General features: G+C 70.2%; 13 protein-coding genes. 6 read left to right on the top strand and 7 right to left on the bottom strand.

The window, feature by feature from the left end; all coding sequences use genetic code 11:
• The first annotated feature begins 72 nt into the window (after nucleotides 1-72).
• Nucleotides 73-384 carry a hypothetical protein gene (locus ACFYO0_RS02080; protein WP_388669129.1) on the top strand — a complete coding sequence of 104 codons (312 nt, stop codon included), beginning with the start codon at nucleotides 73-75 and terminating at the stop codon, nucleotides 382-384.
• A 137-nt stretch (nucleotides 385-521) separates the two neighbouring features.
• Complete coding sequence (locus tag ACFYO0_RS02075) at nucleotides 522-1,331, top strand: SAM-dependent methyltransferase (protein WP_388669126.1); 810 nt, start codon at nucleotides 522-524, stop codon at nucleotides 1,329-1,331.
• Nucleotides 1,332-1,484: 153 nt separating this feature from the next.
• On the opposite strand, the gene ACFYO0_RS02070 is transcribed toward ACFYO0_RS02075, so the two are convergent.
• Together ACFYO0_RS02070 and ACFYO0_RS02065 are read right to left on the bottom strand one after the other, a co-directional pair.
• Nucleotides 1,485-2,564 carry a sugar ABC transporter substrate-binding protein gene (locus ACFYO0_RS02070; RefSeq protein ID WP_388670808.1) on the bottom strand — a complete coding sequence of 360 codons (1,080 nt, stop codon included), beginning with the start codon at nucleotides 2,562-2,564 and terminating at the stop codon, nucleotides 1,485-1,487.
• Nucleotides 2,565-2,614: 50 nt separating this feature from the next.
• Nucleotides 2,615-5,134: a SpoIIE family protein phosphatase gene (locus ACFYO0_RS02065; protein WP_388669123.1), complete on the bottom strand. Its 2,520-nt coding sequence runs from the start codon at nucleotides 5,132-5,134 to the stop codon at nucleotides 2,615-2,617.
• A gap of 337 nt (nucleotides 5,135-5,471) precedes the next feature.
• Between ACFYO0_RS02065 and ACFYO0_RS02060 the strand changes: the two genes are divergently transcribed.
• The 4 genes from ACFYO0_RS02060 to ACFYO0_RS02045 all read left to right on the top strand — a co-directional run bounded on the left by ACFYO0_RS02060 (nucleotide 5,472) and on the right by ACFYO0_RS02045 (nucleotide 9,496).
• A complete protein-coding gene (locus ACFYO0_RS02060) occupies nucleotides 5,472-6,560 on the top strand; it encodes a sugar ABC transporter substrate-binding protein (RefSeq protein ID WP_388669120.1) in 1,089 nt (362 codons plus the stop codon).
• A 37-nt stretch (nucleotides 6,561-6,597) separates the two neighbouring features.
• Nucleotides 6,598-7,380 (top strand): ATP-binding cassette domain-containing protein, encoded by a 783-nt coding sequence (locus tag ACFYO0_RS02055; RefSeq protein WP_388669117.1) that lies wholly within the window; start codon nucleotides 6,598-6,600, stop codon nucleotides 7,378-7,380.
• Nucleotides 7,381-7,385: 5 nt separating this feature from the next.
• Nucleotides 7,386-8,660: a sugar ABC transporter permease gene (locus tag ACFYO0_RS02050; protein WP_388669114.1), complete on the top strand. Its 1,275-nt coding sequence runs from the start codon at nucleotides 7,386-7,388 to the stop codon at nucleotides 8,658-8,660.
• A 245-nt stretch (nucleotides 8,661-8,905) separates the two neighbouring features.
• Nucleotides 8,906-9,496, top strand: a complete 591-nt coding sequence (locus tag ACFYO0_RS02045) for a DNA-binding response regulator (protein ID WP_388669111.1) — start codon at nucleotides 8,906-8,908, stop codon at nucleotides 9,494-9,496.
• 43 nt (nucleotides 9,497-9,539) lie between these two features.
• On the opposite strand, the gene ACFYO0_RS02040 is transcribed toward ACFYO0_RS02045, so the two are convergent.
• The 5 genes from ACFYO0_RS02040 to ACFYO0_RS02020 form a co-directional block, all read right to left on the bottom strand.
• Nucleotides 9,540-11,459: an ATP-binding cassette domain-containing protein gene (locus tag ACFYO0_RS02040; RefSeq protein WP_388669108.1), complete on the bottom strand. Its 1,920-nt coding sequence runs from the start codon at nucleotides 11,457-11,459 to the stop codon at nucleotides 9,540-9,542.
• Entirely contained in the window at nucleotides 11,452-13,239 is a 1,788-nt protein-coding gene (locus ACFYO0_RS02035) for an ABC transporter ATP-binding protein (RefSeq protein WP_388669105.1), read from the bottom strand. Before ACFYO0_RS02035 ends, ACFYO0_RS02040 begins: the two co-directional genes overlap by 8 nt.
• A 144-nt stretch (nucleotides 13,240-13,383) precedes the next feature.
• Nucleotides 13,384-13,527, bottom strand: a complete 144-nt coding sequence (locus tag ACFYO0_RS02030) for a SapB/AmfS family lanthipeptide (protein ID WP_165341522.1) — start codon at nucleotides 13,525-13,527, stop codon at nucleotides 13,384-13,386.
• Nucleotides 13,524-16,328 carry a class III lanthionine synthetase LanKC gene (lanKC, locus tag ACFYO0_RS02025; RefSeq protein ID WP_388669101.1) on the bottom strand — a complete coding sequence of 935 codons (2,805 nt, stop codon included), beginning with the start codon at nucleotides 16,326-16,328 and terminating at the stop codon, nucleotides 13,524-13,526. Before lanKC ends, ACFYO0_RS02030 begins: the two co-directional genes overlap by 4 nt.
• Before the next feature lie 265 nt (nucleotides 16,329-16,593).
• Nucleotides 16,594-17,559, bottom strand: coding sequence for a pirin family protein (locus tag ACFYO0_RS02020; RefSeq protein WP_388669098.1), 966 nt, complete (start codon nucleotides 17,557-17,559; stop codon nucleotides 16,594-16,596).
• Between the last annotated feature and the right edge of the window lie 82 nt (nucleotides 17,560-17,641).

The raw sequence follows: 17,641 nt of genomic DNA, 5'->3' as shown, positions 1-17,641 counted from the left end.
GGCCGGCAGCCGGGGCTGACAGCCATGGCACAGCGGGCCGACCCGTTTGCCGTGCCAAGGAGGACCCGACGGATGACCGCACACCGCCGCATCGCCGCCCTCGTCGGGGCGGCTCCGCTGCTGCTCACGGTGTGGGCCGCCTGGCCCGCCGCAGCGCAAGGGGCGCAGGACGGCGCCGCCGCCCCGGCGAAGTCGTCGACGATCGTCAGCAGCACGACCGCCGAGTCCCCGGCGGGTGTCACGAGCGAGCGCGGTGAAGCGGTGTCCTCCGAGGACTCCGTACTCGATGACCGTGCGAGTACCGCCCTGCCTCTCGTCGCGGGCGGCGCGGCGGGCGTGCTGATCACGGGAGGCGCGGCCTTCACCTTGCGGCGGCGTCGCTGAGCCGGCGATGGCAGTCGCTGGGATACGGAACTCCCACTGTCGACCGTACGTTCTCGGGAAGATCACGCAACCGATGACGTACGCCGCTCACCGGCTTAATCTTGGGCGGTACCTTCAGGCCAACTCGGAGATGCCCCATGCCTCATGACGTTCCGTTGATCAACAGCAGCGTGCCGCACTCCGCGCGGATCTGGAACTACTGGCTCGGGGGCAAGGACTGCTACGAGATCGACCGCGAGGTCGGTGACCAGATCCGCGAGGTGAACCCGGAGATCGTCCAGATCGCCCGGGCCCAGCGGGCGTTCCTCAAGCGGACCGTCACGTATCTGGCCGGTGAGGTCGGCATCCGCCAGTTCCTCGACGTCGGCACGGGACTGCCCACGTTCGACAACACCCATGAGGTCGCCCAGCGGATCACCCCCGAGGCGCGGATCGTGTACGTGGACCACGACCCCATCGTGCTGGCCCACGCCACGGCACTGCTGACCAGCACGCCCGAGGGCGCCACCGACTACATCGACGCGGACCTGCGCGACCCGGCGGCCATATTGGAAGGCGCCGCCCGGACGCTGGACTTCGAGCAGCCGGTGGCTTTGATGCTGCTGGGCATCGCGGCTCACGTACCCGACGACAGTGCGTACGGCATCGTCGAGCGCCTGCTGGACGCCCTGCCGTCCGGCAGCCACCTCGTGTTCTGCGACAGCACCGAGGTGTTCCATCCCAAGGCGATGCGCGCCATGGTCGAGCAGTGGAACCAGGCGAGCGACAACCCGCGCACCAACCGCAGCCCCGACCAGCTCGCCCGCTTCTTCGGAGGCCTCGAACTCCTCGATCCCGGCCTGGTCTCCGTCGCCCAGTGGCGCCCCGTGGATGAGCCGGACTCGCCGCGGGAACCGGCGGAACCTCAGGAGGTCGACAGCTTCGGCGGGGTGGCGCGCAAGCCGTAGCCGCAGCTTCGCACGGACATCGGGTTCAACTCGGTCCCCGGCGCCGCAGGTCCGGGGCCGACGCGGCGGCGACGACCCGGTCCCGCTCCAGCAGAACCGGCCCGTAGAACACCGACTGGACGGCGATCGTCCAAAGCTGCGCAAGATCAGAGGTCAGCCGGTAAGTCCGGCCCTGTCGCAAGCGGGCCGGAGTTCCCGGACGCAGATCTGGTCGATGGTGTACACGCCGTCATTGACGAGTGTCTGCTCGATGTTGCCGACCGTCACCGCCGTCGGAGTGAGCAGGACGGACGGGATGTTCTTGGTGGTGGGGCTGTCAAAAGTCGTCGTGGCGACGTCGCGGCCATCCTCGCCGCGCCCCAGGGCGACGGCCATGGCGGCGACAGCGGCGGCTTGAGTCTCGAAGGGTTTGTACACCGTCATGTACTGCTCGCCCTTGACGATGCGCTGCACGGCGTCGAGATCGGCGTCCTGTCCGGTGACGGGGGGCAGCTCTTTGACGCGGGCGCTCTTGAGAGCGGAGATGACTCCTGCGGCTATGTCGTCGTTGGCCGCCAGGACGCCGCCGATCCGGTCCGGGCCAAGGGCCGTGATGGCGGCGGACATGTTGGCGTGGGCGTTCTCCGACCTCCAGCCCCGAGTGTCGTACGACCTGCTGATCTTCACCTCGCCGGTGAGAACCGACAGCGCGCCCCTGCGGAACCACGCCGCGTTGGCGCTGGACGGATCGCCGTTCATCATGACGATGTTCCCGCCGTTCCCCTTGTCGGCCATGGCCTCCAGCAGCGCCTCGCCCTGGAGCCTGCCGACCTGCGCGCCGTTGAAGCTGACAAAGCCCGAGATCGGGCCTTCGGCGAGCCGGTCGTAGGCGACGACCGGGACTCCCGCCTCGCGTGCCTCCTGGATCGAGGAGCGGAGCGCCCTGGTGTCGGCGGGGTCGAGGATCAGGACCCTGACCCCCTTGGTGATCATGGAAACCATCTGCTGCCGCTGATTCGCCACGTCGTTGTCGGCGTTGGCGTACTCCACGGTGCAGGAGGGACAACGCTCCTTCAGCTGCTGCTCGATCAGCGGCCTGTCCCATTTCTCCCAGCGTGGGGTCGTTCGGTTCGGCAGCAGCAGGCCGACGGTGAAGCTGTCGGTGCCCGCCTCGCCGTCCCCGCCACAGGCGGCCAGGGACATCGCCGTGAATCCCGCTACGAGCACCGCGACGATGCGCCGCTTACGGGACATACGGGCCTTGCGGGACCTGTGAGTCGTACGGGTTCTCACACCAGACCCCCTCATTCCGTTCCGGGCCCCGAGTCCGCGGGAGCCGGCTCGCGCGGCGGCACAGCGATCTCGCTCCACACCTGCTTGCCACCGGCCACCGGCACCGTGCCGAAGGACTCCGACACTGCTTCGACCAGAACCAGGCCTCGGCCGCCGGTAGCCTCCCAGTCCACGATCACCGGCTTGGCGGGCGCACGCGGCGAGGCGTCGTTCACACTGACTCGCACCCGGTCACCGCGGAGCATGAGGTCGACGCGGACCTCACCCTGAGTGTGCACCAGAGCATTGGTGACCAGCTCGGACACGACCAGCAGCACCGCGTCGGCCACTTCCTGCACCTTCCACCGACGCAGAGTGCGCGCCGTGAAACGGCGGGCGTGCATGACGGCGTCGGGCAGCCGCCACACCGCCCAGCCGGCCCGTGTGGGCCGGGTCTCCATGCCGTCGTAGCGCAGCAGCAACAGCGCCACGTCGTCCTCACGACGGCCGACGTCGCCGAGCAGTTCGTCGGCCATCCGCCCCGGATCCGCCGGATCGGCCGCGGCGAGCGCGGTACGTGTGCGGAGCATGCCCTCGTCCAGAGGCAGGTCGGAGGCCTCGACCAGGCCGTCGGTGACCAGGGCGAGCACCGCACCTGGGGCCAGTGCGACTGCGGTCATGGGGAACTCCGCCTCCGCGAGAATGCCCAGTGGAGGGCCGCCCTCGACCTGGACTTCCTCGGTAGAGCCGTCGGGATGGCGTACCAGCGGTGAGAGGTGCCCGGCCCGGACGAAAAGGATGTTGCCCTCCTCTATGTCCAGTTCGGCATAGCAGCAGGTGGCGAACAGGTCGGTCTCCATACCGACGAGGAGGCGGTTGGCGTGTGAGAGGACCACATCGGGCGGGTGGCCCTCCACCGCGTAGGCCCTGACCGCGGTACGCATCTGGCCCATGATCGTCGCGGCTCCGGCACTGTGCCCTTGGACATCCCCGATGACCAACGCCACACGATCTCCGGAGAGGGCGATGACGTCGTACCAGTCGCCGCCTACCTGCAGCCCTCGTCTGGCGGGCAGATAGCGGGCGACGGCCTTCCCCCCGGGCAGCTCGGGGAGGCGCCGGGGCAGCAGACTGCGCTGCAGCATCGTCGCGAGTTCCTGCTCGGCGTCGTACGCGTGCGCACGATTGAGGGCCTGCCCGACCAGCGCCGCGGTGGCGGTCAGCAGGGACCGCTCCTCGGGGACGAACTCGTGGGGCCGGTCCCAGCCGACCAGGCACACGCCGGCGACCCGGCCCTTGGCAGGGAGGGGCAGGACGGCCAGACCTCCGGTGCCGATGCCTGCCAGTCCGGGTTCGAGGGCCGTGCCCGCGGGCCACAGATCCATGCGTCCGTCCCGCAGCGCCATCTGAAGGGTGGGCAGGGCGTTGACCGGTGCGTCGGGCCACTCCGAGCGCCACTCGGATCGCCATGTCTCCGGCCAGGCATCGGGCTGCGGCGGGTCGAGCACGCTGACCATGAGCCGGTCGTCCTGCAGCTCGGCGAGCGCCACCCGGTCGGCGCCCAGCGGCTCACGCAGCGCGGTGACCACCACCCGGCCGACGTCACCGACCGTCGCGGCATCGTCGAGTGCGGCGGTCAGCCACTGGATCCTGGAAACGTCGTCGGCGCTTCGGCGCAGGACCGAGGTCGCCATCACCAGGCCCAGCACCTGCCCCGGCCGGTCATCGGTGGTCGCCGCCACCCTGCAGATCAGGCTCAACCAGCGCATTCCACCGGTGGGGCGTCGGACACGGAACTCCAGCTCCCGCCGGCCCCATGCCTGGCCGGACGGCTCCAGGACCGACATCAGCGCGTGCACGTCCTCCGGGAGGGTGTGCGCGATCAGGGTGTCGGCCTTGCCGTCGAAGTCGTCCGGCGCGATCCCGACCAGCTCGAGCAGAGTCTCGTCCGCCTCGATCAGGCCGGTGTCCGGCACCAGGACGAAAGTGCCGACACGCAGACTCCGCAGGGCCGGACTCAGGAGCGACGACGGCGTGGGGCGGCCGCTCCCGGCCTGGAGCAGGCCGGCGATCGCGTCGGCGTACCGCTCCAGGAAGCTCCGTTGCTCGGCCTCGAAGCCGTCCGCGGGATGCCCCACGACGACAAGACAGCCCAGTCGCCTGCCCCCCACCCTCAGTGGAAGCGCACCCAGCGACGTCTCCGCTCGCGGTGGCGTCGGCCCACCCTCGGGGTAGGAGGCGAGTGCCGCGGGGTTCAGCCACAGAGGCCGGTCGGTGCGGAAGGCGTGCGCCGCGGGTGAGCCGCCGGACAGGGGCAGCCGCTCCGGCAGCCCGCACTGGGGAGTGGCGTATCCGGCCGCTTCCACCAACCGAAGCTCTTCGTGCCCGGTACCGGGCACATAGACCGCTGCCAGCGCCGCTCCTGCGAACGCCAGGGCCCGGTCGCTCACGGCGGCCTCTGGCACCGGAGGCGGAGAACCGGTGTCTGCGGCGCCGGCCTCGGATGCCCGCAGCTCCGTGACGCCGGCCCGGGCATGGCCGTCATGAGGCATCTCCGCAACCTACCTCCCGTCCATGCCGCAGGTACCGACAGGATCGGGGCACCCACTACCAGAATCGCACACGGTGACTAAACGGACAGATCTACTTGATTAGTACTTGCGCCGGACATCGATGGTCGCCGCCGCTGCGATCGCGGATCACCACAGCCGGTGTCACACTGACGACGTGGTCGTCATCGTCTGTCACTTCCGCTCCCCCCGCACACGCATCCCCGACACCGCGACGCACGCGCGCCGTCTCCCCACGCGTACCCGTTGAAGGCCGGTCGCGCGTACTCCGTGAGCGCCCCCTCACCACGCACGGTGCAGGACAAGGGAGGTCTCTCACATGAAGGCCCGCATACGGGACGCGGCCATCGCCATGACCGCCGTCTCGACGGCTGTTGTTCTCGCGGCGTGCGGCGCGGGTGCCGGCGACGACTCCGACGGGGGGAACACGCCGACGATCGGTCTGCTGCTGCCGTCCGCCACAACGGACCGTTGGGAGGCACAGGACAGGCCGTTGTTCGAGAAGAAGGTCAAAGAGCTGTGCGGCGACTGCACGGTCGAGCATGGCAATGCCGAGAACGCCGTGGCCGTCCAGCGGCAACAGATGGAATCGATGATCACCAAGGGGGTCGATGCCATCGTGCTGGTCTCCGTGGACGCCAGATCGCTCGGCGCCGCGGTCAGGAAGGCGGATGAGGCAGATATCCCGGTCATCGCCTACGACCGCCTCGCCGAGGGCCCGGTCTCCGGCTATGTCTCCTTCGACGGCGAGAAGGTCGGCAGGCTGCAGGGCGAGGCACTGCTGAAGGCCATGGGCGACAGGGTGCCCGGCGGCCAGATCGTCATGATGAACGGCGATCCCAGCGACCCCAACGCGGCAGCGTTCAGGAAGGGCGCACTGCGCGTGCTCGAGGGGAAGGTGAAGATCGGCAAGGCCTACGAGACACTCCAGTGGAGGACGGAGACCGCGAACATGAACATGTCCCGCGCCATCTCCGCGCTCGGCGCCGACAACATCGACGGGGTCTACGCGGCCAACGACGGCCTCGCCGCCGGCAGCATGTCCGCCCTCAAAGCGAACCAAGTCAACCCGCTGCCCCCCGTCACCGGGCAGGACGCCGAACTCGGAGCTGTGCGGCGCATGGTCGCCGGCGATCAGTACATGACCGTCTACAAGCCCTTCGGACCCCAGGCTTCCGCCGGCGCCGCCATGGCCGTGGCCGCGGCCCGCGGCGAAAGCCTCGACGGCGTCGCCACGGGCACGGTGGAGAGCAGCACTGGGAACGCCGTCCCGGCCGTCCTGCTCACCCCCGTCTCCGTGACCGTCGACGACATCAAGGACACCTTGGTGAAGGACGGCGTGTACACGATCCAGCAGATCTGCACGCCCCAACTCGAGGCCGCCTGCAAGAGGGCGGGGCTGATCTGACAGACCCGTCCAACGAGGTCCGGGCCCCGGGAAGGAGATGGTTCGCGTGCCGGCTCCGCCCTTGCTGGCGCTTCACGGCGTGTGCAAGCGCTTCGGCGTCGTCGAGGTCCTCACGGAAATCGAGCTGGAGATTCACGCCGGCCAGGTGGTCGCTCTTCTCGGGGACACCGGGGCCGGCAAATCCACCCTGGTCAAAGTGATCTCCGGCGTCACCCCCGCGGACAGGGGCACCATCGAGTGGGAGGGCGGGACGGTCCAGATCAGGCGGCCGCACGACGCCCGGGACCTCGGCATCGCCACCGTCTACCAGGACCTCGCGCTGTGCGGGAATCTCGACGTCGTGGGCAATCTTTTCCTCGGGCGGGAGATCCGCAGGTTCGGGTTCCTCGACGAGATGGAGATGGAGCGCCGCACCAGACACCTGTTGGAACGCCTGACCAGAGGGGTGCCCGATCTGCGCGCCCCCGTCGTCTCGCTGTCCGGCGACCAGCGGCAGACGGTCGCCATCGCCCGCTCGCTCCTCGGCGACCCGCGGGTCCTCCTCCTTGACGAACCGACCGCGGCTCTGGGAATCGACCAGGCCAACGAGGTCCTGGACCTCGTCGACGAGCTGCGTGACCGTGGCAAGGGAGTGCTGCTCATCAGCCACAACCTGGGCGATGTCAAAGCTCTCGCGGACCGGGCCGCCGTGCTTCGGCTCGGTCGCAACAACGGCTTCTTCGACGTGAACACCGCGCCTCAGGAACAAATCCTTTCTTCCATCACCGGCGCGACGGAAAGCGTGCCGCGCCGGACGGCCTCCCGGGATGCGGGGTGGTGAAAGGGATGCGCAACATGGCGGACAAAGACACGCGGGCCGAACCCGCCACACCCACCCCCGAGGCCCGTCCTCCACACCGGGGACGGGCCATCGCCCGGGCAGTGGAGAGCCGGGTCGACGTCTTCCGGCACAGGCTGAGCGCCGGTGAAGTGGGCTCGCTCCCCATCGTCCTCGTCCTCGCCGCGGTCTGGATCACCTTCCAGTCCCTCAACGAGAACTTCCTCTCACCCCGGAACCTGTCCAATCTCAGCGTGGACATCGTGGGCACGGGTCTGATCGCGGTCGGCCTCGTCTTCGTGCTGCTGCTCGGTGAGCTCGATCTGTCAGTCGGCTCGATCAGCGGCCTCGCGGCGGCCGTCTTCGCCGTTCTGAACGTGAACAACGGCGTGCCGGAATGGCTGGCCCTCATCGTAGGAGTCCTCGCGGGCACCGTGGCAGGAACCGTCCAGGGCTTCTCCTTCGCCAGGACCCGGGTGCCGGCGTTCGTCGTCACACTCGCCGGGCTGCTCACCTGGAACGGCCTCATGCTCTACATCCTCGGGACCAGCGGCACCGTCAACCTCGACGAGAACGGGCTCGTCGCCAAGCTGACCAGCCATTACTTCACCAACGACGCTGCCGCCTACGGACTGGCCGCGCTCGGCGTGGGCCTCGTCTTCCTCGTGTCCTACCTGGACAGGCGGCGCCGCAAGGCCGCCGACATGCCGCACCGCTCGCTGAAGGAAACAGCGGTGCGCACGGGAGGCTTCGCGGTGATCGCGTTCGCCTCCGCTTATCTGCTCAACCGGTTCCAGGGGCTGCCGCTCGCCCTCCTGATCTTCCTCGTGGTGGTGGCCGTCCTCGACGTCATTCTCCGCCGCACGCACTACGGGCGGCAGGTCTACGCGCTCGGCGGCGGTGTCGAGGCGGCCCGTCGCGCCAGCCTCAGTGTGGCTCGGGTGCGGACCGCGGTGCTCGCGGTTTCGGGCACCATGGCCGCGGTCGGCGGCCTGTTCCTGGCCTCGCGCATCACTTCGGTGAGCCAGGGTTCAGGCTCAAGCATCCTGCTGCTCAATGCCATCGCCGCAGCCGTCATCGGTGGCACCAGCCTGTTCGGAGGACGGGGTACGACCTGGTCAGCGGTGCTCGGCATGCTGGTCATCCAGTCGATCGCCTCGGGCATGGCCATCACGGACACCCCCGCTGCCGTCCAGTTCATGATCACGGGCGGGGTGCTCTTCGCCGCGGTGGTACTCGACTCACTGTCACGACGCTCGCAGGAAGCACATGGGCGGGCTTGACGCGTCTGCCGGTTCCTCGATGGTTCAGCGCACCCTTCCCCGCGGCTTCGGCGGCACCGGCGGCACCGGCGGCAGTTCGGTTTCCCACCGCCGACTGCGTCACGGTTCACCGGAAATACGTGCAAGACCCCTGGATGGCGCGATGGCGGGAACGAGGTCCCCTGGACGGGATAGTCGATAAGGAGGGCGGGTAACCGGAAGTGGCTCATCAGACTTTGGGGGCTGCAGTGATCAAGGTTCTTGTTGTGCATGAGACCTGTCTGTTACGGCAGGCGCTGGCCATCCTGTTATGCCGGGAGCGTGACCTGGAGGTGAACACGGCGTCTTGGTCGGACGCGGTGACCGGGTTAATTTCCTGGCAGCCGCGCGTGTGTGTGCTGGACGTGGACGCCCCGGAACCGGCGGCGCCCATGTCTGAGTTGGCGCTGCTGGCTGAGCACGCGGCTGAGCGGAAATGCGGGCTGCTGGTACTGGCGCCACCCAGTAGACCGGGGCTGCTGTATCGCGTTTCGCAGGCGCGGGCGATGGGATACGTCAGCAAGGGCGAGCCGTGCGAGGCGCTTCTGGGGGCCATCAGGCACGTGGCGCAGGGCGAGCAGTTCGTGGACACCACACTGGGATGGGACTTTCTGCAGGCGGCACGAGTCCCGCTGACCGAGCGGGAGTTGAGTGTTCTGTCCCTGGCCTCGCAAGGAGCCTCCGTTGCGGAGATAGCGGGTGACCTGCACCTGACGCACGGAACCGTGCGCAACTATCTGTCGGCCATCACCCGCAAGACGGGAGCCCGCAACCGCGTCGATGCCATCCGTATCTCCCAGAAGGCGGGCTGGGTCTGAGACCGTCCGGGACGTCGGGAAGCTCCCCCGCGGACGTTTCCTTTCACCGATGAACACCCTCGGCCGCGAACGCCGTTGCGTCCCAGTGGCCGGCCATGTCGCGGTACAGGGGCGAGCGGGTCATCAACTCGTCGTGGGTCCCCCACTGGACGTGTGCGCCGTCCATGACCAGGATCCGGCCGGCCCGTTGGGCGGAGGTGATCCGATGGGCGATGATCACCAGCGTGCCCGGTCTGCGCGCGAAGGCCAGCTCCGCACGGGCCTCGGCTGCCGGATCCAAGTGGCAGGTGGCCTCGTCCAGCAGGGCCAGTGGTGCGGGCGAAAGGTAGGCCCTGGCCAGTGCGATCAGCTGGGCCTCGCCCGTGGAGAGGGCCGAGGGATCGACGGACGAGTCGAGTCCGCCGAGCCTGCCGGCCAGAGCGTCGAGTCCGAGACACGCGACAGCGGCCCGCACTGTGCCGTGGGGCGGCGGTTCCGGGCACAAGTACAGCAGGTTGTCACGGAGGGAGCCTGAGAACACGTACGCCTCCTGAGGGATGAGTACGCGCAGGGCGGCCAGCTCTTCCGCGGCTCGGCCACTGACCGGCACACCGGCGATTCGCACCTGTCCGCTGTGGGGGCTCAGCAGGCCGGCGATGAGGCCGACGAGGGTCGACTTGCCGATACCGCTGGGTCCGACGACGGCCAGATGCTCGCCCTCCGGCACCGTCAGGTGCAGATCGCGGACGACGGGCCGGGTGTGGTCGCCGTGGGCGAAGGTGACGCGGTCCAGCTCGACCGCGGGAGGCCTGGAGGCCGGGGGCGGCCCGTACGGTGCCGGTTGAGCCACCCGTACGCGGGCCTGCCGTCCGGCCGGGCGGCAGGCCCGCCCTGCCTGCGGCCCCGTGTCGTCCGGAGCCGTCAGGCGGGCCGCGTCGGCGTCCCCTGCGGCGCCGCCGGTGTCCGCATTCTGATCCGCGCGGCTGCCTGGCGGCGCACTCTCCGGGTCGGCCCACAGCCGCCGTAGGACGGCCCCCAGCCGCGTACCGGCCGTGCCCAGACCCTGTGTCAGGTTGTGCAGCGCAGGCAGTAGCGATTGCGTGACGTACACGAGCGCGCCTGCCAGGGCGCCCGCCGTCACACCGTGGCGCAGCAACCACGGAGCGGCACCCAGCAGCAGGATGACCGGCAGCCGCCCCGCGAGAGCGATCGCGAGGACACGGGACACCTCCCAGCGCGCCAGCGACCGCGAGGCCCGGAACTCGGCCGCGATCAGAGCCTCAGTCTCCTCGCCCATCACGTCCTCCGCACCGGTCGCGGTGACGTCCCGCAGACCACAGGCGAGGTCACCGCACTGCCGCGCAAGGTCCTCGTCAACCGCCAAGTAAGCCTCCTGCCGCCGGGCCAGCGGGCCGAGGGTCGCCACGAACAGTCCCAGCCCGGCGACCAACGGGGGCATCACCACCGCAAGCAGGAGCGGATCCAGCGCGAACAGCCCCGCCAAGGCACCGGCTGCGGTGAAGACGAACGAACGGGCGGCCATCGTCACTCCGGCAAAAGTGTCCCGGGCCAGCTCCACCTGCTGAGTGAGCCGTGAGACCGCGGTCGCATCGGTCCGGTGCGGCCCGGCCACAGCCCCCTCCAGGGCAGCGAAGACCACTCGGCGCACCAGCGCGTCCCGCAGCGGTTCGACCAGACCGGCCAGCGCCCAATAGGCACCTTTGGTACCGAAGGCCGCGGCGATCACCGACACGGCGGCCGCCGCGAGCCATGCCAGGCCAAGGTCCGTCCGGGCCCTGAGGAAACCGTCGTCCAGCGCCCGGGCCAGGGCGATGCCCAGCAGGAAGGCCTGGCCGGCTTCGAGGACGGACCACCCGGCCAGGGCGGCGACTGCCGCCTTGTGGCGGCGCAGAAATGCGAGGGCGGCGTTCCGCAGACGGCACTCGGTCTCCTCGGGCGCGACGCCACGGGCCGCGTCAGCCACCCGGCCCTCCTTGCCCTTGATCGAGCAAAGGGGCAGGAGCCGGCCGATCGTCCTCGGTGCACGGCGGTTCGAAGACGGCCCGGTACTCCGGCAGGCACCACAGCGCGGAGTGCGGGGCGACCGCCCGCACCCGCCCGCAGTCGAGCCAGGCCACCAGGTCGGCGCGGGCCGCCGTGGACGCGCGGTGGGCGACGACGACACGGGTGCGGCCATCGAGCCCGTGCCACAGCGCGGCGCCGATGCGGCGCTCGGTGACCGTGTCGAGGCTGGAGGTGGCGTCGTCCAGCACGAGCAGTCGGCCACTGTGCGCGAATGCCCGGGCCAGGCCCAGACGTTGCACCTCACCGCCGGACAGGGCTGTGGCCCGGCAGGCGGTCTCGTAGCCGTCCGGCAGGAGGCGTACGAAGTCATCGGCACACGCCTGGCGGGCCGCCGAGACGACCGTCTGTCGCGGAACGGTGGTGGGGCCGACGGCGATGGCACCGCCGACCGTGCCACCGAAGAGGGCTGGTCGTGCGAAGGCGTAGCCGACAGCGCGGCGCAGCTCGTCGCGGCACAGCTCCGGCAAGGGCACCCCGTCGAGAAGCACGACGCCCTCGTCGGGATCGGCGAGCCGTCCCGCGAGCGCGGCGAACACCGACTTGCCCGTCCCGGAACGCCCGACCACGGCCAGCGAGGAACCGGCCGGAACCGACACGTCGACGGCGCGGAGCACCGTGCGGTCGCCACGCACCGCGGCGACACCACGGAACTCCAGCGCTCCGGCCCCTGCCGGGAGCCGCCGTGTGCCGTGGGCGGTGGCGGGCTCGGTGAGGACCTCGGCGACCCGGTGGGCGGCCGCACGGCTGCGTACGACGTCGTTGACCCGGGAAACCAGCATGCCGATGCCGGTGGCGAGTGCGGCGTAGCGTGAGGCCGCGAGCAGTTCGCCGACCGTCAGGCGGTGAGCGGTCAGAAGCAGGCCGCCGACGGCCAGGACGAGGAGTTGCAGCAGCGGAAGGATCGCCGCGGCCCGAGCCGTCGAACGGCCCAGGACTCGCCAGGTTCGGTGTCCGTGCCGGCCCAGTTCGGGCAGCGTGCGCAGGATGCGGGACCTCTCACGCCGGGTGGTGCCCGCTGCGGCCACCGTGCGTGCCCCGCGCAGCGTCTCCAGCAGACGGCCGGCCATCTCACCCTGGACCCGCTGGTAACGCGAGACGCTGTCGGAGGTGTCGCGCACGAAGGCCCGCAGCAACAGCACGAGGAGGGGTATGCCGAGGATGAACGCCGCTCCCAGCCACGGATCGAGGAGCGTGAGGACGAGCAGCGCGCCCAGCGGTGTGATCCCGGCGGCCAGCAGCCCGGCGACGGCTGCCGGAGCCGCACCGGTGTGTGCGGCGTTGCCGACCACCCGGGAGGCCAGGTCTCCCGGGGCGAAGCGGTCCTGGGCGCGCGGCCCGACCGCCAGTATGTGACGCAGCAGCCGCCCTCGCGTCCAGGCCGCCGTACGGGCAGCGGTCGTTCCGGTGAGCAGGGCCTCGCCCGCCTGGGCGGCGATGAGCGTGCCCGTCAGGGCCGCCGCCAGCACAGTCCAGCGCCCGGCCCACGGTGCCTGCCGGTCCGTCAGCAGCGCGTCGACGGCGTGGCCGAGCAGAAAGGGCATGACCAGCTCCGCAGTCGCGGTGGCCACGCTGATCAGGCACAGCGCCGTGCAGCGGCCGGCACTGTGCCGGACAACCTCGCGCAGGAAGCGGTGGGTTGAGGGACCGGGCTCGGGGCTGCGGGGGGCGCCCAGGCGCATCGCTTCGACCTTCCCGGGAGGGGGCGCGGGGCCCGACGGTCACCAGACGTGCCCCCGGACGACGGCTACCGTCCGGGGGCACGCCCTCGGTCTGTCACCGACGCCCGGCGCTCACAGGGGCGGGGATGCGCCGGGGCAGAGCTGTCACAGGCACAGGGTGGTGGAGGAGGTGCTCGCGGAGCACAGCAGCAGGCTCGCGCTGCTCACCGTCGACGCGGCGTTCTCCGGAGACTCCGGCGACTCCGGCGGTTCGGGAGTTTCGAGTGTCTGCAGGTCGAGCAGTGTCATGGTGCATCCTTTCGGTTCGGTGCTGCCTCCGTACGCATCCCGCCAAGGCGTCGCTCCGCGGAGTCTCCGTCGGTGACGTGCGCAGGTGGTGTCCGTACGGACTCAGCGCATGCGAGTGGATCTTCCGTTTCGGCCCCCAGCTGCGGGGACCGGCTCTGGGGCCGCCGGAGCGGCGGGAGGAAGGGGAACGCGGCCGGCCGCTCGTCGAGCGCGGCGCCGATCGCCAGCAGGCAGCCCGCCGTTCCCGTGGCGAGGTCCATCGACAGGCGCATCACCTGGTCGCCGGCGAAGGCCAGCTGCCCGCGGTAGGGCACGGCGTGCCAGGACAGGCGGGCGACCTGGTCGGCCAGATGACGGGGAGCGACCTCGGGGGTGGCGGTGCGGGCGAGGTGCAGCAGCATGCCCGCGCGCCCGCCGAAGAGCCCCGACTGGGCGTAGAAGCGTGACGTGGCGGCGGGAAGGACCGCCGTGCGGGCACGCGCGAGGTCCTCGTCGTCGTGGCGGGCGAGGTAGTCGTCGAGCACCATGGCGATGCCCACGCTGCCCTGGCCGAGATACGGCATGGAGCGGCGGCCTTCGTCCACGGCCAGCGCGCCCGAGCGGTCCATCGCGCAGTACGCCAGGTCGGCACGGAGGTGGCGGGCGGCCAGCTCGAGCAGGGCAGGTGCCCCGGTGCGCTCGTGCAGACGCAGAAAGCACAGTGCGGAACCACTGGATCCGTACAGCAGGCCGGCCTTGCCCGCCCTGGAGGCCCGCTCGCCGCGGTTTGCTCCGTGCGTGCCGCCGGGCGGAGCCTGCAGCGGGTCCGGACCGGTGGGGAGGTGCTCAGATCGGTCCGCGAGCAACTGGACCGCTTCGAGAGCGCGGTCGCGCAGGATCCTCTCGCCCGTGGTGCGCGACAGCTCGTCCAAGGCGAGCGCGACCCCGGCCAGTCCTCCGTACAGGTCGGGCCCCAGGCGCTGCCATCTCTCGCCCAGCACCCTCTCGGTCAATTCCAGTGCGGGTCCGGTGTGGCCGAGGCGCGCCAGGACCCAGGCGGTGCCGAGCAGCCCGTCGAACAGGCCGAGGGGAGTGCCGGATCCGGGCGCCGAGGTGTGCCGCAGCAGCCACTCCTCGGCCGGCTCGTGGCGTGGGCAGCCGGTCTCGGCGAGGGCGTACAGGACGCCTGCCGCCCCGTGCGCCAGGCTGGTGCCGCCACCGTCCTTGAACTGCTCGATGTCCCCGGGGAACAGGCGGTCGTCTCGTTCGGGTGTGGCACTCGCGATGAGCGCGCAGTACATCGAGTCCCGGCTGCGCGGCCAGTCGCCCGGGCCGACCGGCAGATAGCGTTCGGCCCGTCGACGGCGGCCCTGCGGTGTTCCGCCCCGGTGCGACTGCGGCGCCCCGGTGATCTCGCGAACGGCGTCGGCGAGGAAGGCGCGCGGCACGGGGAACTCCGCGGCAGCCGCGTCGGCGAGGTGGGCGGCTTTCCCGCGGTCGACGCCGAGCAGCGTCGTCAGTGGGAGGAAGAGCGCGAGGCGCAGGCACGCCAGGGCATAGCGGTCGATGGCGAAGCCATGGCGGTCGGCCGGCGCGAGGAAACCAGGGTGGGCGACGACCTGACGGCGGTCCTCGTCGATGTGCGCAGCGGCCTCGAAGTCGATCAGGCGTACGGATTCCTCGTCGGGGCCGATGAGGATGTTGAACAAGTGCAGGTCGTTGAAGACGATCTCGCGGTCGTGCACGGAGGCGAGGGCACGCTCGACGGACCGCTGCACGCGCAGCGCCCAGGCGGTGTAGTCGGCGAGCACGCCGGGATCGGGATCGGCGACGAGCAGCGGATGGCGTCGGCCGAAATACGTGTTGAGGGTGCTCCCCTCCAAGTACTCCATCACCAGGAAGCGATGGTCATCCAGCACGAACCAGTCCCGCACCTCCGGCGCCACACCCGACCCGGAAAGGCGCTCCAGAACCGCCCGTTCGCGCTCCAGCCGGGTGACGGCGTCCGCGCCGTCCGCCGCCAGACCGGCGTGCGGCCGGGCCTCCTTGAGCACGACCTTCTCACCGGTCCGCAGGTCGTGGCCGGCGTAGACCCCGCCCCCGTTGGAGAAGTGCAGGGCCTGCTCGATCCGGTAGGGCAGGCCGCCGGTGGTCGTGGCGTTGCGGGCGGCCAGCTCCGGCTCAAGGAAGTCGGGCAGGACCACCCACTCCGGGACGTGGAACACCGGATCCCGGCGGTCCGGCACCAACCGGCCGCTGCCGTCCTCGACAGCCGGCACGAGTGTCCCCCCGGCGTCCGGGCAGAACCGCTGGACGAAGCCCCCGTACCTCACATACAGGGGTCCTTGTCGCCAGCGCAGATCGGTGAGGATGTACGGTCCCGGCTCGCCGTCCAGTAACTCGCCCAACTCCTCGAGCGCACGGTGGAGTTGGTCCTCATCGACCGGATAGAGGGTGGCGAACTTCCCGCTGGCACCTCGCCCGGCATACTTCGAGTTCCTCAGGAAGAGGTGGTTCGGTCCGGGCACGAACTTGAACGGAATCGTGTGGGAGACGCAGTAGTCCCACACGACACCGGCCACCTTCTCCGCGTTGCCCAGGCAGGCCGATACGTGGATCTTCCAGCCCTGTGCGGGAGTTCGTCCGTTGGCCGGCGACAGGTGCAGCCAGTCACCGGACCGGTGCCGGCGCCAGCCGTCTGGCGCGGGCCGGTTGGCGGGCTCGTAGAGCTGCGGTGTGCCGTCGACGGCACCGAAGAGCTGGTTCGGTGTCTCGTAGAAGTGGTCATCGGCGAGACAGAAGACCTCGTATCGCTTCTCCATGTGTCTCCTCTGCTGGGTCGACAACAGACTCCAGCGGGCATGCGGCCTCGTACAGTCACGCCTGTCATCGGTCACCCATGACAAACGCAGCACTCGGGAGACAGCCCTGTCACGGCGCGAAAGGCATGGACGACCACCCCGGTCCGCTTCGCGAAGCGCCCCGGGGTCAACCGTGCCCAGACGTGTCCGTCCCCCTCGGCCGGGTCTGCCGAGGGGGACGGAGAAAGTCTCTGCCGGTGATGCACCCAGAACACATCAACCCAGGTCAGCGCACCCGACCCCGCGGTTTCAGCGGCACCGGCGGCAGTTCCGGAGCACGCAGCGGCGCCCCGTCGTAGCCCTTGACCTCACCGAAGCGGGAGCCCTGTGCCCAGTCCCTCCGGGCCGCCTCGATCTCGGCCTGCGTGCGCCCGATGAAGTTCCACCACATGATCAGCTCCTCCTCGAAGGGCTCGCCGCCGAGGAGCATCAGTCCCGCGTCCGACTCGGCGCGCAGGGGCAGTTCGGAGCGGCCGCAGCCGAGGTAGAGCATGGAACCGGGCAGCAGTGGTACGCCGTCCACGTGGGCCTCGCCGGACATGGACAGGACGGCGTACTCGAAGTCCGGCTCCAGCGGCAGGCGTACGTCACTGCCGTGGTCGAGCGCGAGATCGGCGCCTACGATCGGGGTGTAGGTCGTGCCGGGCGAGGCGGCGCCGTCGACCGAGCCGAGGATCAGCGTGGCTCTGAGGCCGGGGGCGGTGACGACGGGCAGCTCGGCATGGTGCTCGAAGAGCGGGTCGGTGTGGCGGTGGGTGTCGGGCAGAGCCACCCACAGCTGCGCGCCGTGCAGAAAGCGGGCGTGCGAGCGCGGGCTCTCCTCGGAGTGACTGATGGCCCGCCCGGACGTCATCAGGCCCAGCTCGCGCGGGCGGATCGTCTGAAGGCTGCCGGTGGAGTCACGGTGCAGCACCTCGCCCTCATGCAGCCAGCTGACGGTCTGCAGCCCCATGTGCGGATGCGGCGGCACCTGCATACCGGGCTCGTCCGCGATGTCATCCGGCCCGTAGTGATCGACGAAGCACCAGGCGCCGACCATCCGTCTCCCCAGATTGGGCAGCAGCCGCCGAACTTCACTGGATTCGCCGAGCTTGACCTTGCGCGGACTGAGGAGCTCACGCACCGGCTCGGCCACCACGAAACCCCGGCCACCGCAGAGGGCGGGAACTGCCTCGCGATCAAGATTGCTCATGGCCCTCAACCTAGACCCGCGGGGGTCTCTCCGTCAGGTCGTACAGGGCCTCGAAGATACTAGCCATGGACATAGTAGCCAT

It is taken from the genome of Streptomyces sp. NPDC006365 (assembly GCF_042870755.1).
Taxonomy (GTDB): domain Bacteria; phylum Actinomycetota; class Actinomycetes; order Streptomycetales; family Streptomycetaceae; genus Streptomyces; species Streptomyces xiangluensis.
The sequence above is the reverse complement of the archived record's forward strand: the minus strand, read 5'-3'. Positions and strand labels throughout refer to the sequence as shown.